This is a genomic window from Microvirga sp. P5_D2 (assembly GCF_054049475.1).
In genome coordinates, this window is the sequence record NZ_JBFUMH010000045.1 from 17,206 (window position 1) to 36,692 (window position 19,487).

A 19,487-nucleotide genomic window follows, 5' to 3' on the forward strand; every position below is an offset into this window, starting at 1 on the left:
GCCGTAAACATTGAGAATGAACCTGCCGGCCCTACCATCGTTCTGCCTGAAACCTTCCTCCCAATGCTTCCAGGCTGATCACAGGGGCAAAACCCTCATCATGATGCTCCAGACCTTTCTTGCGCTCGCCCTGGCCGGGAGTGCGCTCATGCCGGATCTATCCACGCTCGCCATCGACCCCGGGGCGCGGTTCCAGCAGGCGCGCTACGAGCCCGAGGCCCGTCAGGTGTCCAACTGGCGGCTGGAGGCGTTCGATGCACTGGAGCCTAAGACGGTCGTGACCCTGGCGGCCCTGTTCAAGGCCGAGCGCCCCTTCGTCACGCGCTGCGTCAAGCTCAACAATTACTGGTGCATCAAGAGTGCCCGCTGGAACGGCGAGCTGGCGACGGATGGCGAAGGCCATGTGGGCTTCGCCTCCGCCGACCACGGGGCCGATGCCGCCGCGACCCTGCTGCGGCGCTATTATCTGGAGTTCGGCAGGAAGTCTGCCATGGACATCGTCCGCCGCTGGGCGCCTGCCGAATGTGGCATGGCGAGCGGCATCGGAGGCATCGCGGTTCTGGCCRTGCGCGGCATCGGCGGCACGGTTCGGGCGCAATACCTCGCCTCGCGCCGCAAGGGCCGGGTGGTGCGGTATACGGCGGGGAGTGGAGCGGGCGGCAAGCCGGGACGCGTGTCCCTGGTGATCCCCATGAAACCCAAGACGCCTCAATTCCGCGTGCCCAGCATTGCGGATGGAATGGGTGAGAAGCCGAAGCCGGTCGAAGCGCCAAAGCGCCTCGTCATCTCTCGCGCGAAGCCAAGCCGTGAGCCCACACCTATGCCTTCAGCCAACCTCAAGCCCGCGCCCAAGGTTCAGGTCGCGATGACGTGCCCATCGGAAGAGCAGAGGCATCGCAATTATGCGGGCCGCATAGTGCAAGGGCTCGGCATTGGACCGAGCGACGATCTCAAGCTTTTTGCGCAGGACGGCATGCCTTTGCCCAATCTCACGCATGTCATGCTCGCCATGGCGTCATTCGAATTGGGAACCTTGCGCGCCAGCCCCGACCTCGTGGAAAGGGCTGTCCAGCGTTTGTCGGCCAAGATGCAGAAGGACGCCGTTTCTCGCGCGAACGAGATGGAATTAGTGCAAAAGAATTTCCGCGAAGCTGTGCAGTAACAAGAATACAAGCGTTATATAAAGTGGTGTTTTCGGAGATGTTTTGAGTATATAAATCTATTATAAAGATTATATTCAAAGAATAATTATCTCGTTATGACGTTATTCTGCCATTTATCCGCCTATCGTTACATCGTTCATGATAGGGGATTTTCATGCAAAACTCTGTTCTTCATCCTAGTGAAACCGCTCGCAAGGGTTCCATCGATCTTGAACGAGCCCAAGGTGCTTCCAAGAGCATATATGACCAAGCCGTTCTGACGGACCGGCCGACGCTCTATCTTCCGCTGTCGAATAACGAGCCCTGGGAATTCGATTTCGCGAATACAGGGCGAAAGGGCGCCTATCATAATACCTCGGGCTCCGTCATGCCGAACGGCGATCAGGTCGCCGTGTTCAGCGGTCGAAACAGTTACTTCGAATTTCCGGATGCGCCGGATTTGTCCGTCTCAAACACGGGCATCCTGACCTTTGAAGCGTGGTTGCGCCCGGATGCTCTGAGATTCCCGAAGCAGGAGGGGAGCGGTTACGTCCATTGGATGGGAAAGGGCGAGTTGCCGGGCGAGATGGAATGGGCGGCTCGGATGTATGGGAGCAATAACCGGGAGGACCGCGATAACAGGATCTCCGGTTACGCTTTCAATGAAGAGGGCGGACGGGGGATCGGCTCGTATTTCCAGGATCGCATCAAGCCCGGGGACTGGATCCATTATGTTTTCGTTATCAACACGACGCCCAATAACCAGAAGGACCCCGGCTACACAAARATCTACCGGGATGGCAGCAACGCGAACCAAAACCCGGGCCGTGCCACGAAGAAGCCGTGGGACGATATGGACAAGCTTTCGGAGCATTGGCCCAACAAYCACACGCTTCATGTGATCACGCCGGAAGAGGGTGATGCACCGTTACGCGTGGGCACGCGTGATTTCCGGTCGTTCTTCAAGGGGGCAATCGGAAAGGTCGCGCTCTACGATTACGAGCTTTCTCCCGACCAGGTTCAGCGCCACTACGATGCCATGTGGCATGGTGCGGACTTCATGTTGTAAGTCCGCGAACCGGTAGCGCTTGCACTGCACCCATGCGCGCCCCACCTGTAAGCTCAGCTTGGGGATACTCTCCCATCGAGCCGGCATAGGCCGGCTCGAAAACTGTCGCGAGCTGAAAATTCAACAGGTTGGAAGGCCTCCTTGTCGCTTATCACCGATTTCGCCTCCCGCGCCGGGTCCGCAGCGCAGTCGCTCTGGGAGGCTTCCGGCCAGCTTGTCCAGCCTTCGCTCCGTCTCGGGGTCACGGGCCTGGCCCGCTCCGGCAAGACCGTTTTCACCACCGCTCTCGTCCATCATCTGACGCGGGGCACGAACCTTCCCGCTTTCCGGGCCTCCGCCGAGGGCCGCATCCGCCGCGCCCATCTCAGCCCTCAGCCGGACGATGCGATTCCCCGCTTTCCCTTCGAGGAGCACATGGCGGCGCTCACGGAAGATCGCCGCTGGCCGCAATCCACGAACCGCATCAGCGAGTTGCGGGTGGATGTTGAATATGAACGCAAAGCCGGATGGCGCACGGGTCCCGCATCGCTTGCCCTCGACATCGTCGATTACCCGGGCGAGTGGCTGCTCGATCTTGCTCTGCTCGATGCAGGCTATGCGGAATGGTCGAAGCAGACCATCGAGGCCAGCCGCAAGCGGGATCGCGCCGCTGCCGCTACCTCCTGGCATGAGATCCTGAAGACCTTCGACCCCGCAGGGCCCGCGGACGAGATGCAGGCCGCCAAGGCCAGCCTCGCCTTCACCGAGTATCTCATGGCCCTGCGCGCCGGCGCCGAGGCCGTGGCGACGACCCCTCCCGGGCGCTTCCTCATGCCCGGCGATCTCGCCGGCTCTCCCGCGCTCACCTTCGCCCCGCTCAAGCTGCCGGAAGGCCAGCCGATTGCGCCGGGCAGCTTCGCGGCCCTCATGGAGCGGCGTTTCGAGGCCTATAAGACCCATGTGGTCAGGCCCTTCTTTCGCGATCATTTCCAGCGGATCGACCGCCAGATCGTGCTCGTCGACGTGCTCGCCGCCATCGATGCGGGACCCGTCGCCCTGGCGGAACTGGAAGAAGCCCTCGATCAGGTGCTCATGGCCTTCCGCACGGGCCGCAACACGCTTCTGTCCCGCCTGTTCTCGCCCCGTGCCGATAAGGTGCTGTTCGCGGCCACCAAGGCCGATCACATCCACCATACTGATCACGACCGTCTCGATGCGGTTCTCCGCCTTTTGGTGAACCGAGCCGCTCGCCGCACGGAAGCGGCGGGCGCCCGGGTCGGCACGGTGGCACTTGCCTCCGTGCGCGCCACGCGGGAAACGACGATCCGTGAAGGCCGCGAGACCCTGCGCGCCGTCGCAGGCATTCCTGAAGCTGGCGAGTGGGTCGGCGGAGAGATTTTCGACGGGGAGACGGAAGCCGCGATCTTTCCGGGTGAGCTGCCGGAATCGGCGGAAGCGATCTTCCATGGCGCCATCGAGCCAGGTTCCTTCCGCTTCCCGCGCTTCCGCCCACCGAAGCTGCCTGTCGATGCGGCGGGCCGCATGGCCCGGATGCCTCACATCCGCCTCGACCGCGCCCTTGAATTCCTGCTGGGGGACCGTTTCGCATGAGCCGCCAACCGCGCGCCTTCCGCCTCGACGATCCGAATGTGACCGGCGGTGCCGTCCAGGTCACGGAGGAGCCTTTCGACGCCATCGAGGCCGCCGATGGCATCGTCGTGCCCATGGGCGAGCGCCGCCGCGCGCCGTGGGTCGGCATTCTGATTTCGGCCCTGTCGGGCCTGCTTCTTCTCGGATTGGGCCTCGCCCTCGAAAACCTCATCGGCAGTCTCTATGCGGTCGCGCCCTGGCTCGGCTGGGTGGGGTTGGCCCTCGCTGTTCTCGCGCTTTTTGCCTTCCTGGCCATCATCGGCCGGGAGATCGCCGGCATCTGGCGCGAACAGAAGATCGAGAAACTGCGCGAGGCGGCTATCGATACCCTGGCGGTCAAGGACCATAAGGCCGCCAAGAGCATCGTCTCGGACTTGCTCAATCTCTACGGCGCCCGCAGCAGCGCGGCTCAGGGCACCGCCCGCCTGAAGGCGCTCAGCGACGAGATCATCGATGCGGATGATCGGCTCGCCATTGCCGAGCGGGAGCTTCTGGCGCCGCTCGATGCCCAGGCGAAACGGGCGATTGCCGCAGCCGCCAAGCAGGTCTCCCTCGTGACGGCAGTGAGCCCCCGCGCCATCGTGGACGTAGCCTTCGTGATCTTCGCCGCCGTGCGCCTCCTGCGAACGCTGGCGCGAATCTATGGTGGGAGACCCGGTTTGTTCGGCTTCCTGCGTCTCGCCAAGGCGGCCTTCAACCACCTTGCCGTCACCGGCGGCATGGCCGTGGGCGACAGTCTCATGCAGCAGGTGCTGGGTTTGGGGCTCGCAGCGCGCATCTCCGCAAAGCTCGGGGAGGGCGTGCTGAACGGCCTGATGACGGCCCGTTTTGGTCTCGCCGCCCTCTCGGTCTGCCGCCCGCTGCCCTTCATCCAGGAGGAGACCCCGAAGATCGGCGATGTAGCCGGGGAGCTGATCAGCCGGGCTGAGAACGCCGCTGTCTAGGTGCGGCAAATCGTTCAGGCTTGGCCACTTTACGCTGGGGCAGGAAGAGTTGCTCCGTATTAGACAAATCGGTGACGTTTAATATCGTTGTCGGGGAACCTGCTTACCTATATAGGGGCGCCACAGTTCATTGGGGAACAATGGCCGCACATGACAGACATCGTTATTGATGAGGGTTATCGACCGACAGAAGACGAGCCCTTCATGAATGAACGGCAAAGGGAGTATTTTCGGCGAAAGCTCATTCGCTGGAAAAGCGATATCCTTAAAGAGGCTCAGGAAACTCTCGCAACCTTGCAGAGCGAAAATGAGAATCACCCCGATCTTGCCGATCGGGCCTCTTCGGAAACGGACCGGGCCATCGAACTTCGCGCCCGCGACCGGCAGCGCAAGCTGATCGCCAAGATCGACGCGGCCCTGTCCCGCATCGATGACGGCTCCTACGGATATTGCGAGGAAACCGGAGATCCGATTTCCCTCAAGCGCCTCGAGGCTCGCCCCATCGCGACCCTCTCGCTGGAGGCTCAGGAGCGCCACGAGCGCAATGAGCGGGTCTATCGGGACGATTAAGCGTCCGCTTCATTCCAATAAAAACAAAAAAGGGCTCCGGTGACGGAGCCCTTTTTCATTGATGACTTTTTTAAGCCTCAGCTCTTCTTGCTCGTGTCAAGCGGCCGTCCCAGAAGGCGGGCGAATTCCGCTTCGATCTCCGCGACGGAGAAGGGATCCGCTTCCTTGTCCTTTTTCTCCGAAGAAGCCGACTCGGCCGGTTGCGGCGGCAGGGGCGAGGGAGCGGGGCGCACAGGCTCGGCGGACGGGCGAGGGGCCTGCGGTGGCTGATCCTCTTCCTGCTCCTCGACCAGATCCTCGTCACGCTCTTCCTCGTAGGCTGCCAGAGGCTCGCCGATGGGGCCGGGCTCGAGGAAATCGTCGTCCTCATCCTGGTCGTCGAAGTCGGTGTCGTTCGCGGCGGCGGGGGCAACGGGAGCCATCGGAGGCGGCGGCACGGGAGCAGCCGGACGCTTCAGGGCTTCTTCGAGCTGCTTCGCCATGTTCGAGAGAACGACCGGATCGGCACCGCTCTTCTCAGCGGGCGGCTCGACGGGAGCGGGCTGGAAGGGACGAACCGGCTCGGACGGCTGAGGAGCCATTGGCGGTGCCACGGGCGGAGCCGGTACGGTGGGCGTTGCGCGCGACTGGAAGGGCGGCGGTGCGGGCGGCGTGAAGGCCGGGCGGGGCTCGGGACGCTCTACGACCGGTGCAGGCGCCGGGGCGCTCGGGAACACAGGTGCTCTGGCCTCGGCCCGAAGGCCTTGAACCACGGGATTGGCGGAGATGCTCACCGCATCCGGCTTCAGAACGGGCTCGGGCATCAACGGAGCCTGAGGAGCCTGAACCGGCGCGCTGATGGAAGCGACGGGAGCCAGCTCCTCATCCGCGTCCGAATCCTCATTGGGTCGGCGCACGAAGGAGCCGAGCTGCGCTGCGAGCTGCGCCTCGATGGACGGCCGTCCGTTCGGCTCGACCTGCGAAGCACGGGGAGCCTGCTCCAGCTGGGGTTCGAAACGCTCGGGTACTGGCTCGTTGGCCGGAGCCGGAATGCGTGCGCCCGCGACGCGCACGATGTTGGTCTCGATAACCACATCGTTGGGGCCGCCGATGAGAAGAAGATGCTCGACATTGTCCCGGCGCAACAGAAGCAGCTGCCGCTGACGGTCGAGATCGTAGACGTCGACAATGCCGAGGCGGGGCTGGCGGCTGCGCGAGCGGTCGCTGCCGGGCATCATGAGACGCGCGCCGGTTAGCTTGCGCAGCACCAGGCCGAACAATGCGACCAGGGCCAGGATGATCGCGAATGCGACCACGAAGAGGACAGCCCGCGACTCGGTACCAAAAAGAGATGACACGATGAACTCTCAAGCCTTGTGGGGGGCCTTTACAGGCCAGTTCTGTGTTGGTTGTACCACATTGACGGTTAAAGCCAGCCGCAAGGTTAACAGATGGTTAACGGTGTGGATGAGCGCTTCGGCAAACCCATCACAAAAAGGTAATCCGTCACATTAGTTCCCGTACTTCAGGCATTCTCATGCCTGGGCGGCGATGTGGTAGACGATGAAGGAAAGCTTATTTTCCCGCAAAATGCCAATTTCAGGGCAAGTTTTGGTTACGATGCAGTGTTCAGGCGGTGGATCTGCCTTCCGAAATGCAATTGCCCGGGCCTTGTGAGCCCGGGTAACTTTCAAGGCTGGTTCGGTTTTTAAAGCACCTATTCGAGGACAAGCGCGTCCCACATGCGCGATCTTGGAGCGACTGCGCGTATGAGCTGCTGCATGCATTTGAAACAGACAGATGTCTCTACGCCTCCTGCGAAGTCCCTTGATGCCGCCTTAGAGGTCAATCAATAAATTCCGTGTAGGACGGGCGAAAAAGTTAACGGTCGGATGCAATCCTGCAGCCGGTGCCGGCATAGTCGCCTTCCTGAAGGATAGAGAAGTTCATGGCTCACGAGGGCGACATGCCGAAGGGATCGACTATCGACCGCTCCGACCGCCCCGGCCATATCGGATGGGTTCTGCTGCTTGCGGGCATCATGGTGGGCGCGGTCCTGGGTCTGCGGTTCCTCGGCAGCGATCAGGCGCAGCTCCTGCTTCTGGGTCTTCTCGCCTTCTTCGCCATGGCCGGCGTGTTCTTCCTGTTCGCTCTCGCCATCGGAGTGATCCAGTTCGCGGGGCAGGTGGCCCGCAACGACATCACCAAGCTCATGTCCGATACCTCGGGCGAGGGGCTCGCCGTGATCGAGGACGATGGCGGGATCGTCTATGCCAACCAGACCTATATGTCGCTCGCGGGCGCGACTGGCGGCGAAGTTCGCCCCGTCGAGCGGCTGTTCATGGGTGCGCCGGAAGTCTCTGAGGCGATCTACCGTCTGGCGCAGGCCGCGCGCGAGCATCGCACGGGCACGGAGGAAATCCGTCTCTCGCCGTCCCTCGACGGCGCGCAGGAATTCGGCTGGTATCGCGTCCGCGTGCGGCCCGTGCCGCGCCCGAGCCGCCGGGAAGCGACCCTGTGGAGCATCGCGGACATCACGCATGAGCGCGAGCGTCAGGAAAACGTGTTCCAGGAACTCCAGCACGCCATCGATTATCTCGATCATGCGCCGGCGGGCTTCCTCTCCATCGATCCCAATGGGTCGATCATCTATCTCAACGCGACCCTCGCGACATGGCTCGATTACGATCTCGCCCAGGTCGGTTCCGGCGGCCTGAACCTTGCCGACATCCTGCCGCGCAATGTGGTGGCGATGATGACCTCGTTCACCGGCGAGCCGGGCAGCGTGCGCACGGAGAACTTCGATCTCGATCTTCGCCGCCGCAACGGCCAGTTCCTGCCGGTGCGCCTCTATCACCGCATCGCCTTCGGCCAGGATGGGCGCATGGGCGCCTCCCGCACCCTCGTCCTCAACCGCTCTCCCGGCGTCGAGGTGGATGAGGGCCAGCGCGCCGCCGAGGTGCGCTTCGTGCGCTTCTTCAACAACACTCCCATCGCCATCGCGACCGTCAACCGGACGGGCCGGATCGTCCATGCGAACGTTCCGTTCTCGAAACTCTTCGGCACGCTGCCTCGCACCGGCGAAGGGCTAGGTGAGGGGCCTTCGATCCTCGACAGCTTCCGCGAGGCCGCGCCCATCGATGCGGCGCTCAAGGCGGCGGCCGAGAACAAGGGCGATATTCCGCCGCTCGAATTGCAGACGGCGGGCGAGAACGGCGGCTCGGTGCGCGTCTGGGTGACGCCTGTGGGCGATACGGGCGCGGAGGGTGAGACAGCGATCATCTATGCCCTCGATACCACCGATTTCCGGAAGGTCGAGGAGCAGCTAGCGCAATCGCAGAAGATGAACGCGGTCGGCCAGCTCGCGGGCGGCGTGGCGCACGATTTCAACAACGTGCTGCAGGCCATTATCGGCTACAGCGACCTGTTGCTCGCCAACCACCGGCCCACCGATCCGTCCTTCCAGGACATCATGCAGATCAAGCAGAACGCGAACCGGGCCGCGAGCCTCGTGCGTCAGCTGCTCGCCTTCTCGCGCCGCCAGACCCTGCGGCCCGAGGTGCTCAACCTCAACGACCGGCTCTACGATCTCTCCATGCTCCTGAAACGCCTGCTCGGCGAGCGGGTGGAGCTCGATCTCAGCCACGGCCGCGACCKTTGGTTCGTGAAGGCCGACGTGAATCAGTTCGAGCAGGTGGTGGTGAACCTCGCGGTCAATGCCCGCGATGCCATGCCGGACGGCGGCAAGCTTGCGATCCGCACTGCAAATGTCTCCGCGCAGGAGGCGACGAGCCTCAACGTCAGCGCCATGCCGGCCGCCGAGTACGTGCTGGTCGAGGTATCGGACACCGGCAGCGGCATGACGCCGGAGGTGCTGGRCAAGATCTTCGAGCCCTTCTTCACCACGAAGGAAGTGGGCAAGGGCACGGGCCTCGGGCTCTCCACGGTCTTCGGCATCGTGAAACAGTCCGGCGGCTATATCGATGTCGATTCGAAGCCGGGCGGAGGCACCACGTTCAGCATCTATTTGCCGCGCCACATCCCGGCCGCGCAGGAGCTGCCGGAAGAGCCGAAGGCCGACGAACCGAAGAAGCCCGCCGCCGACATGACGGGGCAGGGCACGATTCTCCTGGTGGAGGACGAGGACCCGGTCCGCGCCGTGAATGCCAGGGCGCTGACCGCGCGCGGCTATACGGTGCTGGAGGCCGAGTCGGGCGTTGTGGCGCTGGAGATCATTCAGGAGCGCGGCGCACCGGTCGATCTCGTGGTCTCCGACGTGGTGATGCCGGAAATGGACGGCCCCACGCTGCTCGGCGAATTGCGCAAGCTCTACCCGGACCTGAAGGTGATTTTCGTGTCCGGCTACGCGGAGGAAGCCTTCCGCAAGAACCTGCCGGAAGGGGAGGAGTTTAATTTCCTGCCCAAGCCCTTCAGCCTGCGCCAATTGGTGGAGACGGTGAAACAGGTCATGGCTCGTTAACTATCTGTTAATGTTGTATTTTTCGCTGCATCAATGTGGTCGGCGAAAGGGCTGTGAATTCTGAAATGAGAACGAAAAAAGAACTTGCGGACAGGAACAAAGTGAGTACATATATCTCATCAACACCGCGTTGAGATTCATTCCTCCTCCTGCCATAAGGATGTCTGGTCATGTCGCAGTCTTCTTTGAGACTGGTGGAAAGCTCATCAATGGATAAAGACAAATCGAAAGCTCTCGACGCGGCGCTCTCTCAGATTGAGCGCGCCTTCGGCAAGGGCTCGATCATGCGGCTCGGCAAGGGCCAGCAGCCGGTTGAAATCGAAACCGTCTCGACGGGTTCGCTGGGCCTCGATATCGCGCTCGGCGTAGGCGGTCTGCCCCGCGGCCGCGTCATCGAGATCTACGGGCCGGAATCGTCCGGTAAGACCACGCTGGCGCTGCACACCATTGCCGAAGCCCAGAAGAAGGGCGGCGTCTGCGCCTTCGTGGACGCGGAGCACGCACTCGATCCCGTCTATGCCCGCAAGCTCGGCGTCAACCTGGACGATCTCCTGATCTCCCAGCCCGACACCGGCGAGCAGGCGCTTGAAATCTGCGACACGCTGGTTCGCTCCGGCGCGGTCGACGTGCTGGTCATCGACTCGGTGGCGGCCCTGACCCCGAAGGCCGAGCTCGACGGCGAAATGGGCGACGTGYAGCCGGGCCTCCAGGCCCGTCTCATGAGCCAGGCCCTGCGCAAGCTCACCGGTTCGATCTCCCGGTCGAAGACGATGGTGATCTTCATCAACCAGATCCGCATGAAGATCGGCGTCATGTACGGTAGCCCGGAGACAACCACGGGCGGTAACGCGCTGAAGTTCTACGCTTCCGTGCGCCTCGACAGCCGCCGCGTTTCGACGCTGAAGGATCGCGAGGACCCGATCGGCAACTCGGTGCGCGTGAAGGTCGTCAAGAACAAGGTCGCTCCGCCCTTCAAGCAGGTCGAGTTCGACATCATGTTCGGCGAGGGCGTGTCCAAGGTGGGCGAGCTCATCGATCTCGGCGTCAAGGCCGGCATCGTCGAGAAGTCCGGCGCCTGGTTCTCCTACGACAGCCAGCGCCTCGGCCAGGGCCGTGAGAACTCGAAGCAGTTCCTGCGCGACAACCCCGAGGTCGCCAACAAGATCGAGGCTCTCATCCGCCAGAATTCCGGTCTCCTGGCAGACCGCATTCTGGACCAGGCGACTCCGACCGCCGATGACCTGGATGAAGGTTCCGCCGACTAAAGAGGTTTTGCTCTCCTTCAAGGGCAAAGGAATGGCCGTCGCGAGAGATCGCGGCGGTCTTTTTCTTTGGGCCGCCGATGATGGGCAAACTCACAGAATCTAAGTTTACATTCCCTCTATTTCTGAAACTGTATAACACTCTGCAAGGGCGTTATTTTGCTGGGTGACACATGAACAATACGGATTTCGAATTGGAAATCGCTCACAAATTCGAAGCGATAAAGACCGTGTCTGGGCAAGTCTTTTGGCGGATTCATATTCCGAAGGTTGATTACAAGATTTATGTAGCTGCACAAAATATATATGCTCGTCAGTTACAGCTAAAAAATCGTCATACGACGCTACCTTATAAAATTATAGCCTGGATTATCGTCTTTATTTCGACGCTATATACATTGTCTTACTATAGCTCAGGTTCTAAAGATGCTTATATAATTTACATCTTGGTGATCATATCGGGGCTGAGTCTTATTCATCTAGGATACAAAAGGGCTGCTTATAAATTTTTGCATAAGATAAATGGAAATAGGGCTTGCGATCTCATGTTGAGCGAAGGGGGAATTCTAGTAGTGGTGGATAACGTTATTCAGCTGTTTCCCTGGAAGGAAATTGCTGACCGCCACAAAGGAGAATCTGCTCTTTATCTTATTGCAGAGAACTGCGCCGTCATTGCCATTCCCGAGCTCATTCTCGGACAGCAACCCGATGCTGAAGGAATGATGGCTTTCATCGAGCAAAAGCTCTCTGGCACATATCAAGCATGAGGCGCTTCCCTCACAAGGCTCACAGGCCGATCTGCGTCCTTAATTTGCTTGACCCTGATCAAGATAGGGAAAGAGAGGCGGATTGGACGCTATGCCTCGACAGCAGGTCTACTGACCGCTAAAACCGGCCTCCATCAAGAGATTACCGGGCCCGAAAAGCCCCCAATTCCCGAGTTTGAGAACCCATGAGCGGCGTCAACGAAATCCGGTCGGCCTTCCTCGATTACTTTGCCAAGAACGGCCATGAGGTCGTGGCGTCGAGCCCTCTCGTGCCGCGCAACGACCCGACCCTGATGTTCACGAATGCCGGCATGGTGCAGTTCAAGAACGTCTTTACCGGCGTCGAAAAGCGTCCCTACAGCACGGCGGCGAGCTCGCAGAAATGCGTCCGCGCGGGCGGCAAGCACAACGATCTCGACAATGTGGGCTACACGGCGCGCCACCACACCTTCTTCGAGATGCTGGGCAACTTCTCCTTCGGCGATTACTTCAAGGAGCGGGCCATCGAGCTGGCCTGGGGCCTGATCACCAAGGAATTCGACCTGCCGAAAGAGAAGCTTCTCGTCACCGTCTACCATGACGACGACGAGGCCGCGAACCTTTGGAAGAAGATCGCCGGGTTCTCGGATTCCAAGATCATCCGCATCCCGACTTCGGACAATTTCTGGCAGATGGGCGATACCGGCCCCTGCGGACCGTGCTCGGAGATCTTCATCGACCAGGGCGACAAACTCTGGGGCGGCCCTCCCGGCAGCCCGGAGGAGGACGGCGATCGCTTCCTCGAGTTCTGGAACCTCGTGTTCATGCAATACGAGCAGATCGAGCCCGGCAATCGCATCGTACTCCCGAAGCCCTCCATCGATACCGGCATGGGCCTGGAGCGCATCTCGGCGATCATGCAGGGCGTGTACTCAAACTACGACACGGATCTGTTCCGCACGCTCATCGAGGCCGTGGCCCATGCCACCGGTGTGGCGCCTGAAGGCGACCGCAAGGCCTCGCACCGCGTGATCGCGGATCATCTGCGCACCTCGTGCTTCCTCGTGGCCGATGGCGTGCTGCCGTCGAACGAGGGTCGCGGCTACGTGCTTCGCCGCATCATGCGCCGCGCCATGCGCCATGCGCAGCTGCTCGGCGCGCGCGACCCGCTGATGTACCGCCTCGTGCCCGTTCTCGTGCGCGAGATGGGGCAGGCATACCCTGAGCTGATCCGCGCCGAGGCGCTGATCACCGAGACGCTGAAGCTGGAGGAAACCCGCTTCCGCAAGACCCTGGAGCGCGGCCTCACGATCCTCGAYGATGAGACCCGCAATCTCACCAAGGGCCAGAACCTCTCGGGCGAGACGGCTTTCACGCTGTACGACACCTTTGGCTTCCCGCTCGACCTGACGCAGGACGCGCTCAAATCCCGCGGCATCGGCGTCGATACGGACGCTTTCGATGCCGCCATGGAGCGCCAGCGCGAGAAGGCCCGCGCGGCTTGGTCCGGCTCGGGTGAGGCGGCGACGGAAACCGTGTGGTTCGGCGTCAAGGAGCGCACCGGTGCCACCGAGTTCCTCGGCTATGATACCGAGACCGCCGAGGGCATCGTCGTGGCGCTGCTCAAGGATGGCGACGAGGTGCAGGAGCTAAAGGCCGGCGAGACCGGCCTCGTGGTCCTCAACCAGACGCCGTTCTATGGCGAGTCCGGCGGTCAGGTCGGCGATACCGGCGTGATGCAGGGCGAGGGCGCCCGCGTGTTCGTGACCGGCACCGAGAAGAAGCTCGGCGATCTCTTCGTGCACCACGTCACCGTGGAGCGTGGTTCGTTGAAGCTGAACCAGTCGCTCGAGCTGAATGTGGAGCACGAGCGCCGTTCGGCCGTGCGCTCCAACCACTCGGCAACCCACCTTCTGCACGAGGCCCTGCGCCAGGTGCTCGGCGATCACGTGGCCCAGAAGGGCTCGATGGTTTCCTCCGACCGCCTGCGCTTCGACTTCAGCCACCCGAAGCCCATCGAGGATGCGGAGCTGAAGGAAGTCGAGGAGATCGCCAACAGGGTGCTGCTCCAGAACGAGCCGGTGGTGACGAAGCTCATGGCCGTGGACGAGGCCATCGAGTCAGGCGCCCGCGCGCTCTTCGGCGAGAAATACGGCGATGAGGTCCGCGTCGTTTCCATGGGCAAGACCGAGGGCAACAAGACCTTCTCGGTGGAGCTCTGCGGCGGCACGCACGTGAACCGCACGGGCGATATCGGTCTCGTCACCATCGTGGGTGAGAGCGCGGTCGCCGCTGGCGTGCGCCGTCTCGAAGCGATGACCGGTGACGCTGCGCGTCGCTACCTCGCGGATGAGAGCCGCAAGCTTCGCGAAGTTGCCGGCCTGCTCAAAGCCCCCGTGGACGAGGTTTCGTCCCGTCTCTCCGCTCTTCTCGAAGAGCGCCGCAAACTGGAGCGGGAGCTCGCCGAAGCGCGTCGCAAGCTCGCCATGGGCGGCGGCGCTGCGGGCGGCGGCGATCCGGTGAAGGAAGTGGGCGGCATCAAGCTCATGGCGCGTGCTGTCACCGGCGTCGAGATGAAGGATCTCAAGAGCCTCGCCGACGAGGGCAAGAAGCGCCTCGGCTCCGGCGTCGTCGCCATCGTCGGCGTCGCGGATGACGGCAAGGCCGGCATCGTGGTGGCTGTCACGGACGACCTGACCGGGCAATACGATGCGGTCGCCCTCGTGCGCGTCGGCTCGGAAAAGCTCGGCGGCAAGGGTGGCGGCGGACGCCGCGACATGGCCCAGGCCGGCGGCCCCGACGGTGCCCAGGCCGAGGCCGCACTCTCGGCGATCGAAGCGGCCATGTCGGCTGGCGCCTGAAGCCTGCCGGTCCACGCCGCAACGGCATCGAATATGACCGCCTGACGCTTTTCCATGTGAGGATCGTCAGGCGGCTCACAGCCCTGTGCACAGCGCCGTTCCGTACTTGAAATACTGTAACTTATCCTTCTAGTTGTGCGGGCTCGCATCGGCGAGAAACAACAAAGAAAGATAACGGGGCAGCATTATGCGCGTATCACTTCTCGCAGTTCTTGCGGGCAGCCTATCCCTGGGAGCCTGCGCCACAGTCACCCGTGGCACGACCGAACAGATCACCTTCGATTCCACGCCTTCCGCGGAGATGCGGACCTCGACGGGCCTCACCTGCCCGACGACCCCGTGCACGTTGGATGTGAGCCGCAAATCCGAGTTTGTGGCGACCTTCTCCAAGCAGGGCTACCAAAGCCAGAACGTGATGGTGCAGACCCGTGTCGCGGGTGCCGGGGCCGCCGGCTTCGCAGGCAATGTCCTCATCGGAGGTGTGGTCGGCATGGGCGTCGATGCCGCGACCGGCTCGACCCTCGAGCATTACCCGAACCCGGTGAATGTGAGCCTCGTCCCACTGGTGCTCTCCCGCAAGAGCAAGAAGCCTGTGGCTCCGCGTGGTCCCGTGAAGGAACAGGCTGCGCCGACTTCGTAAGGCAAGTCCCGTCATGATGCGGATGCGGGCGGGATTTCATTCCCGCCCACTCCTCAAGACACTTGGTTTTCCGTGACGACCAACACTAGTTTTTCGTCACTCTCCAGATCGTATTCGACAGATCGTCGGCGACGATCARSGCCCCGCGCGGGTCCACCGTCACGCCGACCGGGCGGCCCCGCGTGTTGCCGTCATTGACCAGGAAGCCAGACACGAAATCGATTGGCTCACCGGCAGGCTTGCCATCGCGGAATGGGATGAAGACTACCTTGTAGCCCACTGGAGCGCTGCGGTTCCAGCTGCCGTGCATGCCCACGAACACCCCATCTGCGAAATCGGGACCCATGGCCGGGATCGAGAAGGCCACGCCGAGCGCCGCCACATGCGATCCTAAGGCATAATCCGGGCGAATGGCTGCGGCGACCTTTTCCGGGTCCTGCGGCTGTGCGCGCGGATCGACATTCTGGCCCCAATAGCTGTAGGGCCAGCCGTAGAAACTGCCTTCTTTCACTGAAGTCAGATAATCGGGAACGAGGTCGGGACCGATTTCGTCCCGCTCATTCACGACAGCCCAGAGCTGCCCCGAACCCGGCTGGATGGTCAGCGCCGTGGGGTTGCGAAGGCCCGTTGCGTAAGGCCTGTGCGCGCCCGTCTGTGCATCGATCTGCCAGACCATGGCCCGGTCTTCCTCGGCATCCATCCCGCGCTCGGTGATATTGCTGTTGGAGCCGATGCCCACATAAAGGAAGCGCCCGTCCGCGCTGGCGGCCATCGACTTCGTCCAGTGATGATTGATCTTAGAGGGCAGGTCGGTGACCTTCGTCGGAGGCCCGCTCGCTTTGGTGTCGCCATCCCGATAGTCGAAGCGCACCAGCGCATCCTGGTTCGCGACATAGATGGCGCCGTTGATGAACGCGAGCCCGTAGGGTGCGTCGAGGTTGTCGGCGAAGACGCCCTGCATCTCGTAAGTGCCGTCGCCATCGGCGTCGCGCAGCAGCGTCAGCCGATTGCCGCCCTTCATCGAACTCTTGCCGAGGCTCTTGATGTAGCCCGCGATCATGTCCTTGGGGCGTAAGGTCGGCGCGTAACCGCCTGATCCTTCCGCCACCAGAATATCGCCATTAGGCAAGACCAGGGTCTGACGCGGAATCTTGAGATCCGTGGCGATGGGTTGGATCTTGTAGCCCTGCGGYACCTTCGGAAGATCGTTGCCCCAGTTCGCCGGTCTCGGGATCTTCATGCTGGGCAACAGGCCGCGCTCCGGCTCGGGCAGGTTCGGATTCGGGCCGAATTGCTGTGGCTGGGCTTCAGCGTTGCTGGCGGAGAGGGCAATCGTCAGGGCGCCGATGAGGAGGGTCGAGCGGATCATTTCACCTCTCCTGTATGGAATCCGGAATAGCCGATCCAAGCTGCGATGAGGGCCAGAAGCGTGGTGATCGCCGACAGATAAAGGCCTTCCGGCATGGTCGCCCAGGCATCTTTCGCGTGAACGAGTGCGTTGATGAAGCCGAGCACCCACATGACGGCCAGCACGACGAAATAGACGATCATCCGTCCCTTATGTGCCGGTCCCCTGCGAAAGAGATTGATCAGCGCCCAAAGGGCTGCGAAGCCGCCGCCAACCAAACCTCCGGCAATGAGCCAGGACGAGAAATTGGCCCATTGGATGTGAAAGGTCGCCTGGTAGGCAAAGTCGCTGATCAGCGCGCCCGCGAACAAGGGTAGCGGGAACGCGAGAAGGATTGCATGAAGGGGATGGAGCGGCCTCAGAGAGCCTGAACTGTATGTGGCGACCAAAGCATCTCCTCTCGCTCCTAGGCCGAGCGCGTGATGTCACGATCGGCAAGGGTGTCGAAGGTTCAATGCGTCAGTGATCAGTTGGTTTCGAGAAAACAGCCCAGCTTTCCCGATGACGGGAAGGCTAGGCAGGTCTTTATTCGGCCAGTCTTCATTCGTGATCCGGGTGCTGGCGGGATTTCATCTTCGCCAGCTCCTCGGACGGATTGTCGTCCTCAGTTGTAATGCCCGGGAGTGTGTGAAGCGTCGCGAAGGCGGGCAGCCTGCTTTCGATGCCGTATTGGATTTCCGGAGTAACACGCTCCGGATGATCCAGGCTGCCGATGGAGACGCTGATCCGGTCGTCCTCCAGATAGGAATAGGTCAGCGGCGTCCCGCAATCGCGACAGAACCCACGCTCCGCAGCCTCGGAGCTTCTGAAAGTGCCGGGCTGTCCTTTCGTCCACACCAGATCCTTCTGCGGCAGGCCAGTGAACGGTGCGAAATAATTGCCGAATGCCTTCTGGCACATGCGGCAATGACAGATGCTGGCTCGGGTCGGCTCGGATTGAAGCGCATAGCGCACCGCGCCGCACTGGCAGCCGCCGGTCATGACGGGGGATGATTGATCGGACATGGTTGGGGCCGAGTTGCTATGAGCGCGACGAGGGGGCGATCGCCGCCCGCAGCTCTTCGAGGGTTACGTGGGTTTTCTCGGCCAGCGCCCTTAAAGTGGCATCTTCATCCCAAGGCCGCTGGCCAAGGCGTGCCTCTTCGAACAGGCGTCGATACTCCTTCACGGCATATTCCAGAGGGCCATCGTCCGGGGACATGTCGCTCATTTTGGAGAACCTTTTGCATGGTGGTTTCTCTATCTTGAACGCTTCTCCGTCTAAGCTGGTTGCTCTGCCTTCAAGGATCTGCCGGTCCGCCTTCGCAGAATGGAAATGCTTCAGGTGCAGCGGCTTGTGTACCGAGCTTGAGAGTGGCGACAGTCTGCGTCTTGGTTTGCGTAGCTTTCGGCTTGCCGCCGGGGCGAGCGGTTTCATGCCACGTGGCGGTCCAGTCGTAGAAGCCGCCTGCGGGGGAGGGCGCAACTTTCAGGGTGAGATAGCCGCTGCTTTCCTCGTGGCAGTTGGCGGAAGTTTTGTAGTCCTTTTCGCTGAAACAGGCGCGGATACTCTTCTGGCAGCTGAAGGGGATGCCTGCCAGCAATCGCTGTCTCTCGCCGACACTTGATGCTTTCGGATCGAGCATCACGAAATCCGCCTTCGTGAAACTTGCGCCGCCGCCCGAATAGGATTCCGTGATGTCGGTCAGCACGGCAATCGCCCAGAGATCGGGGCCTACAGGGTAGAGGGCAGGGTGCATGTTGATCTGCGAATAGCTGCCCGCCTCTTCATCCTTGCGCGGTGTGAGCGGGTAATCCGCGAAGCTCCAGCGGTCGAGAAGCTGCCATTGCCCCGGTGCCTTCATGACGAGGCGCGCGAGGGTCAGTCCCTCCAGCGTGGCGTAATACTCAACGCCGCTGTCGGTCTTGCGCTCGAACAGGCGCGGCACTTCCACCTTGTTGCACTCGAGGCCGGGCAGGTTGCACATGCCCATGATCCAGTTGGGATCGAGCTTGTCGAGATCCTTGATCTCACGCAGGCGAACGGCCTGTGGTTGCGTTTGTGCCTGAGCGCCTCCGGCTGCCAGCAAGGCCGCTGCCAGGAATGCGCACGACAGGTGCTTCAACGCGGAGATGTTCTTCATCGCAAGGCCCTTTCGAGTCACCTGCTATTCTATAACAAAAATGGCCGGGACAAGCCCGGCCATTTTTAATTCGTTCGAGAGAAGCTGAATTAAGCCGCCATCGCTTTTTTGAGGTTTTCGTCGATCTTGTCGAGGAAGCCGGTGGTGGAGAGCCACTTCTGCTCGGCGCCGACAAGGAGCGCGAGGTCCTTGGTCATGAAGCCGGACTCGACCGTGTCGACGCAGACCTTCTCAAGCGTCGCGGCGAACTTGGCGAGMKCGGCGTTGTCGTCGAGCTTGGCGCGGTGGGCSAGGCCACGSGTCCAGGCGAAGATCGAGGCGATGGAGTTGGTCGAGGTCTCCTTGCCCTTCTGGTGCTCGCGGTAGTGGCGSGTCACGGTGCCGTGGGCGGCTTCCGCTTCCACCGTCTTGCCGTCCGGCGTCATCAGCACGGAGGTCATGAGGCCGAGCGAGCCGAAGCCCTGCGCCACGGTGTCGGACTGCACGTCGCCGTCGTAGTTCTTACAGGCCCACACATAGCCGCCCGACCACTTGAGGGCCGAGGCCACCATGTCGTCGATGAGGCGGTGCTCGTAGGTGATGCCGGCGGCGTCGAACTTCGCCTTGAACTCGTTCTGGTAGACCTCCTCGAAGA

At 61.8% G+C, this 19,487-nt stretch carries 17 protein-coding genes; 10 read left to right on the plus strand and 7 right to left on the minus strand.

Annotation, left to right across the window (positions count from 1 at the left end):
* Positions 1–100 precede the first annotated feature (100 nt).
* The 5 genes from ACXJKO_RS13880 (at position 101) to dksA (ending at position 5,354) form a co-directional block, all read left to right on the plus strand.
* On the plus strand, positions 101–1,162 hold the full coding sequence (locus tag ACXJKO_RS13880) for a hypothetical protein (protein WP_457091678.1): 1,062 nt from the start codon (positions 101–103) through the stop codon (positions 1,160–1,162).
* Between the two features lie 155 nt (positions 1,163–1,317).
* A complete protein-coding gene (locus tag ACXJKO_RS13885; protein WP_457091679.1) occupies positions 1,318–2,211 on the plus strand; it encodes a hypothetical protein in 894 nt (297 codons plus the stop codon).
* Between the two features lie 141 nt (positions 2,212–2,352).
* A complete protein-coding gene (locus ACXJKO_RS13890; RefSeq protein WP_457091680.1) occupies positions 2,353–3,801 on the plus strand; it encodes a YcjX family protein in 1,449 nt (482 codons plus the stop codon).
* Positions 3,798–4,784, plus strand: coding sequence for a YcjF family protein (locus tag ACXJKO_RS13895; protein WP_457091681.1), 987 nt, complete (start codon positions 3,798–3,800; stop codon positions 4,782–4,784). Before ACXJKO_RS13890 ends, ACXJKO_RS13895 begins: the two co-directional genes overlap by 4 nt.
* 150 nt (positions 4,785–4,934) lie before the next feature.
* Positions 4,935–5,354 (plus strand): RNA polymerase-binding protein DksA, encoded by a 420-nt coding sequence (gene dksA / locus ACXJKO_RS13900; RefSeq protein ID WP_457091682.1) that lies wholly within the window; start codon positions 4,935–4,937, stop codon positions 5,352–5,354.
* Between the two features lie 77 nt (positions 5,355–5,431).
* On the opposite strand, the gene ACXJKO_RS13905 is transcribed toward dksA, so the two are convergent.
* Positions 5,432–6,691, minus strand: a complete 1,260-nt coding sequence (locus tag ACXJKO_RS13905) for a hypothetical protein (RefSeq protein ID WP_457091683.1) — start codon at positions 6,689–6,691, stop codon at positions 5,432–5,434.
* A 590-nt stretch (positions 6,692–7,281) separates the two neighbouring features.
* Here ACXJKO_RS13905 and cckA point away from each other — a divergent pair.
* From cckA to ACXJKO_RS13930, 5 genes are all read left to right on the plus strand, one after another.
* Positions 7,282–9,813, plus strand: coding sequence for a cell cycle histidine kinase CckA (gene cckA, locus ACXJKO_RS13910; protein ID WP_457091684.1), 2,532 nt, complete (start codon positions 7,282–7,284; stop codon positions 9,811–9,813).
* A gap of 170 nt (positions 9,814–9,983) precedes the next feature.
* Positions 9,984–11,078, plus strand: a complete 1,095-nt coding sequence (recA, locus tag ACXJKO_RS13915; RefSeq protein WP_457091685.1) for a recombinase RecA — start codon at positions 9,984–9,986, stop codon at positions 11,076–11,078.
* Positions 11,079–11,248: 170 nt separating this feature from the next.
* Positions 11,249–11,842 (plus strand): hypothetical protein, encoded by a 594-nt coding sequence (locus tag ACXJKO_RS13920; RefSeq protein WP_457091686.1) that lies wholly within the window; start codon positions 11,249–11,251, stop codon positions 11,840–11,842.
* 185 nt (positions 11,843–12,027) lie between these two features.
* Positions 12,028–14,682, plus strand: coding sequence for an alanine--tRNA ligase (gene alaS / locus ACXJKO_RS13925; RefSeq protein ID WP_457091687.1), 2,655 nt, complete (start codon positions 12,028–12,030; stop codon positions 14,680–14,682).
* Between the two features lie 187 nt (positions 14,683–14,869).
* Positions 14,870–15,322, plus strand: coding sequence for a translation initiation factor 2 (locus ACXJKO_RS13930; RefSeq protein ID WP_457091688.1), 453 nt, complete (start codon positions 14,870–14,872; stop codon positions 15,320–15,322).
* Positions 15,323–15,407: 85 nt separating this feature from the next.
* On the opposite strand, the gene ACXJKO_RS13935 is transcribed toward ACXJKO_RS13930, so the two are convergent.
* The 6 genes from ACXJKO_RS13935 to ACXJKO_RS13960 form a co-directional block, all read right to left on the minus strand.
* Positions 15,408–16,691 carry a PQQ-dependent sugar dehydrogenase gene (locus tag ACXJKO_RS13935; protein ID WP_457091689.1) on the minus strand — a complete coding sequence of 428 codons (1,284 nt, stop codon included), beginning with the start codon at positions 16,689–16,691 and terminating at the stop codon, positions 15,408–15,410.
* The gene (locus ACXJKO_RS13940; protein ID WP_457091690.1) at positions 16,688–17,119 is read right to left on the minus strand and encodes a DUF2231 domain-containing protein; all 432 of its coding nucleotides are present in this window, start codon (positions 17,117–17,119) and stop codon (positions 16,688–16,690) included. Before ACXJKO_RS13940 ends, ACXJKO_RS13935 begins: the two co-directional genes overlap by 4 nt.
* A gap of 151 nt (positions 17,120–17,270) precedes the next feature.
* Positions 17,271–17,735, minus strand: a complete 465-nt coding sequence (locus tag ACXJKO_RS13945) for a GFA family protein (protein ID WP_457091691.1) — start codon at positions 17,733–17,735, stop codon at positions 17,271–17,273.
* A gap of 16 nt (positions 17,736–17,751) precedes the next feature.
* On the minus strand, positions 17,752–17,940 hold the full coding sequence (locus tag ACXJKO_RS13950; protein ID WP_457091692.1) for a hypothetical protein: 189 nt from the start codon (positions 17,938–17,940) through the stop codon (positions 17,752–17,754).
* A gap of 70 nt (positions 17,941–18,010) precedes the next feature.
* Positions 18,011–18,853, minus strand: coding sequence for a hypothetical protein (locus ACXJKO_RS13955; RefSeq protein ID WP_457091693.1), 843 nt, complete (start codon positions 18,851–18,853; stop codon positions 18,011–18,013).
* An 89-nt stretch (positions 18,854–18,942) separates the two neighbouring features.
* Positions 18,943–19,487: isocitrate/isopropylmalate family dehydrogenase (locus ACXJKO_RS13960; RefSeq protein WP_457091694.1), on the minus strand; the 545-nt coding region annotated here is incomplete at its 5' end.

What these genes read in the sequence shown, in the direction of transcription:
- dksA (WP_457091682.1), top strand. Translation starts at nt 4,935, where the DNA reads ATGACAGACATCGTTATTGATGAGGGTTATCGACCGACAGAAGACGAG.
- ACXJKO_RS13950 (WP_457091692.1), bottom strand. Translation starts at nt 17,940, where the DNA reads ATGAGCGACATGTCCCCGGACGATGGCCCTCTGGAATATGCCGTGAAG.
- ACXJKO_RS13895 (WP_457091681.1), top strand. Translation starts at nt 3,798, where the DNA reads ATGAGCCGCCAACCGCGCGCCTTCCGCCTCGACGATCCGAATGTGACC.
- ACXJKO_RS13945 (WP_457091691.1), bottom strand. Translation starts at nt 17,735, where the DNA reads ATGTCCGATCAATCATCCCCCGTCATGACCGGCGGCTGCCAGTGCGGC.
- ACXJKO_RS13955 (WP_457091693.1), bottom strand. Translation starts at nt 18,853, where the DNA reads ATGAAGAACATCTCCGCGTTGAAGCACCTGTCGTGCGCATTCCTGGCA.
- ACXJKO_RS13930 (WP_457091688.1), top strand. Translation starts at nt 14,870, where the DNA reads ATGCGCGTATCACTTCTCGCAGTTCTTGCGGGCAGCCTATCCCTGGGA.
- ACXJKO_RS13920 (WP_457091686.1), top strand. Translation starts at nt 11,249, where the DNA reads ATGAACAATACGGATTTCGAATTGGAAATCGCTCACAAATTCGAAGCG.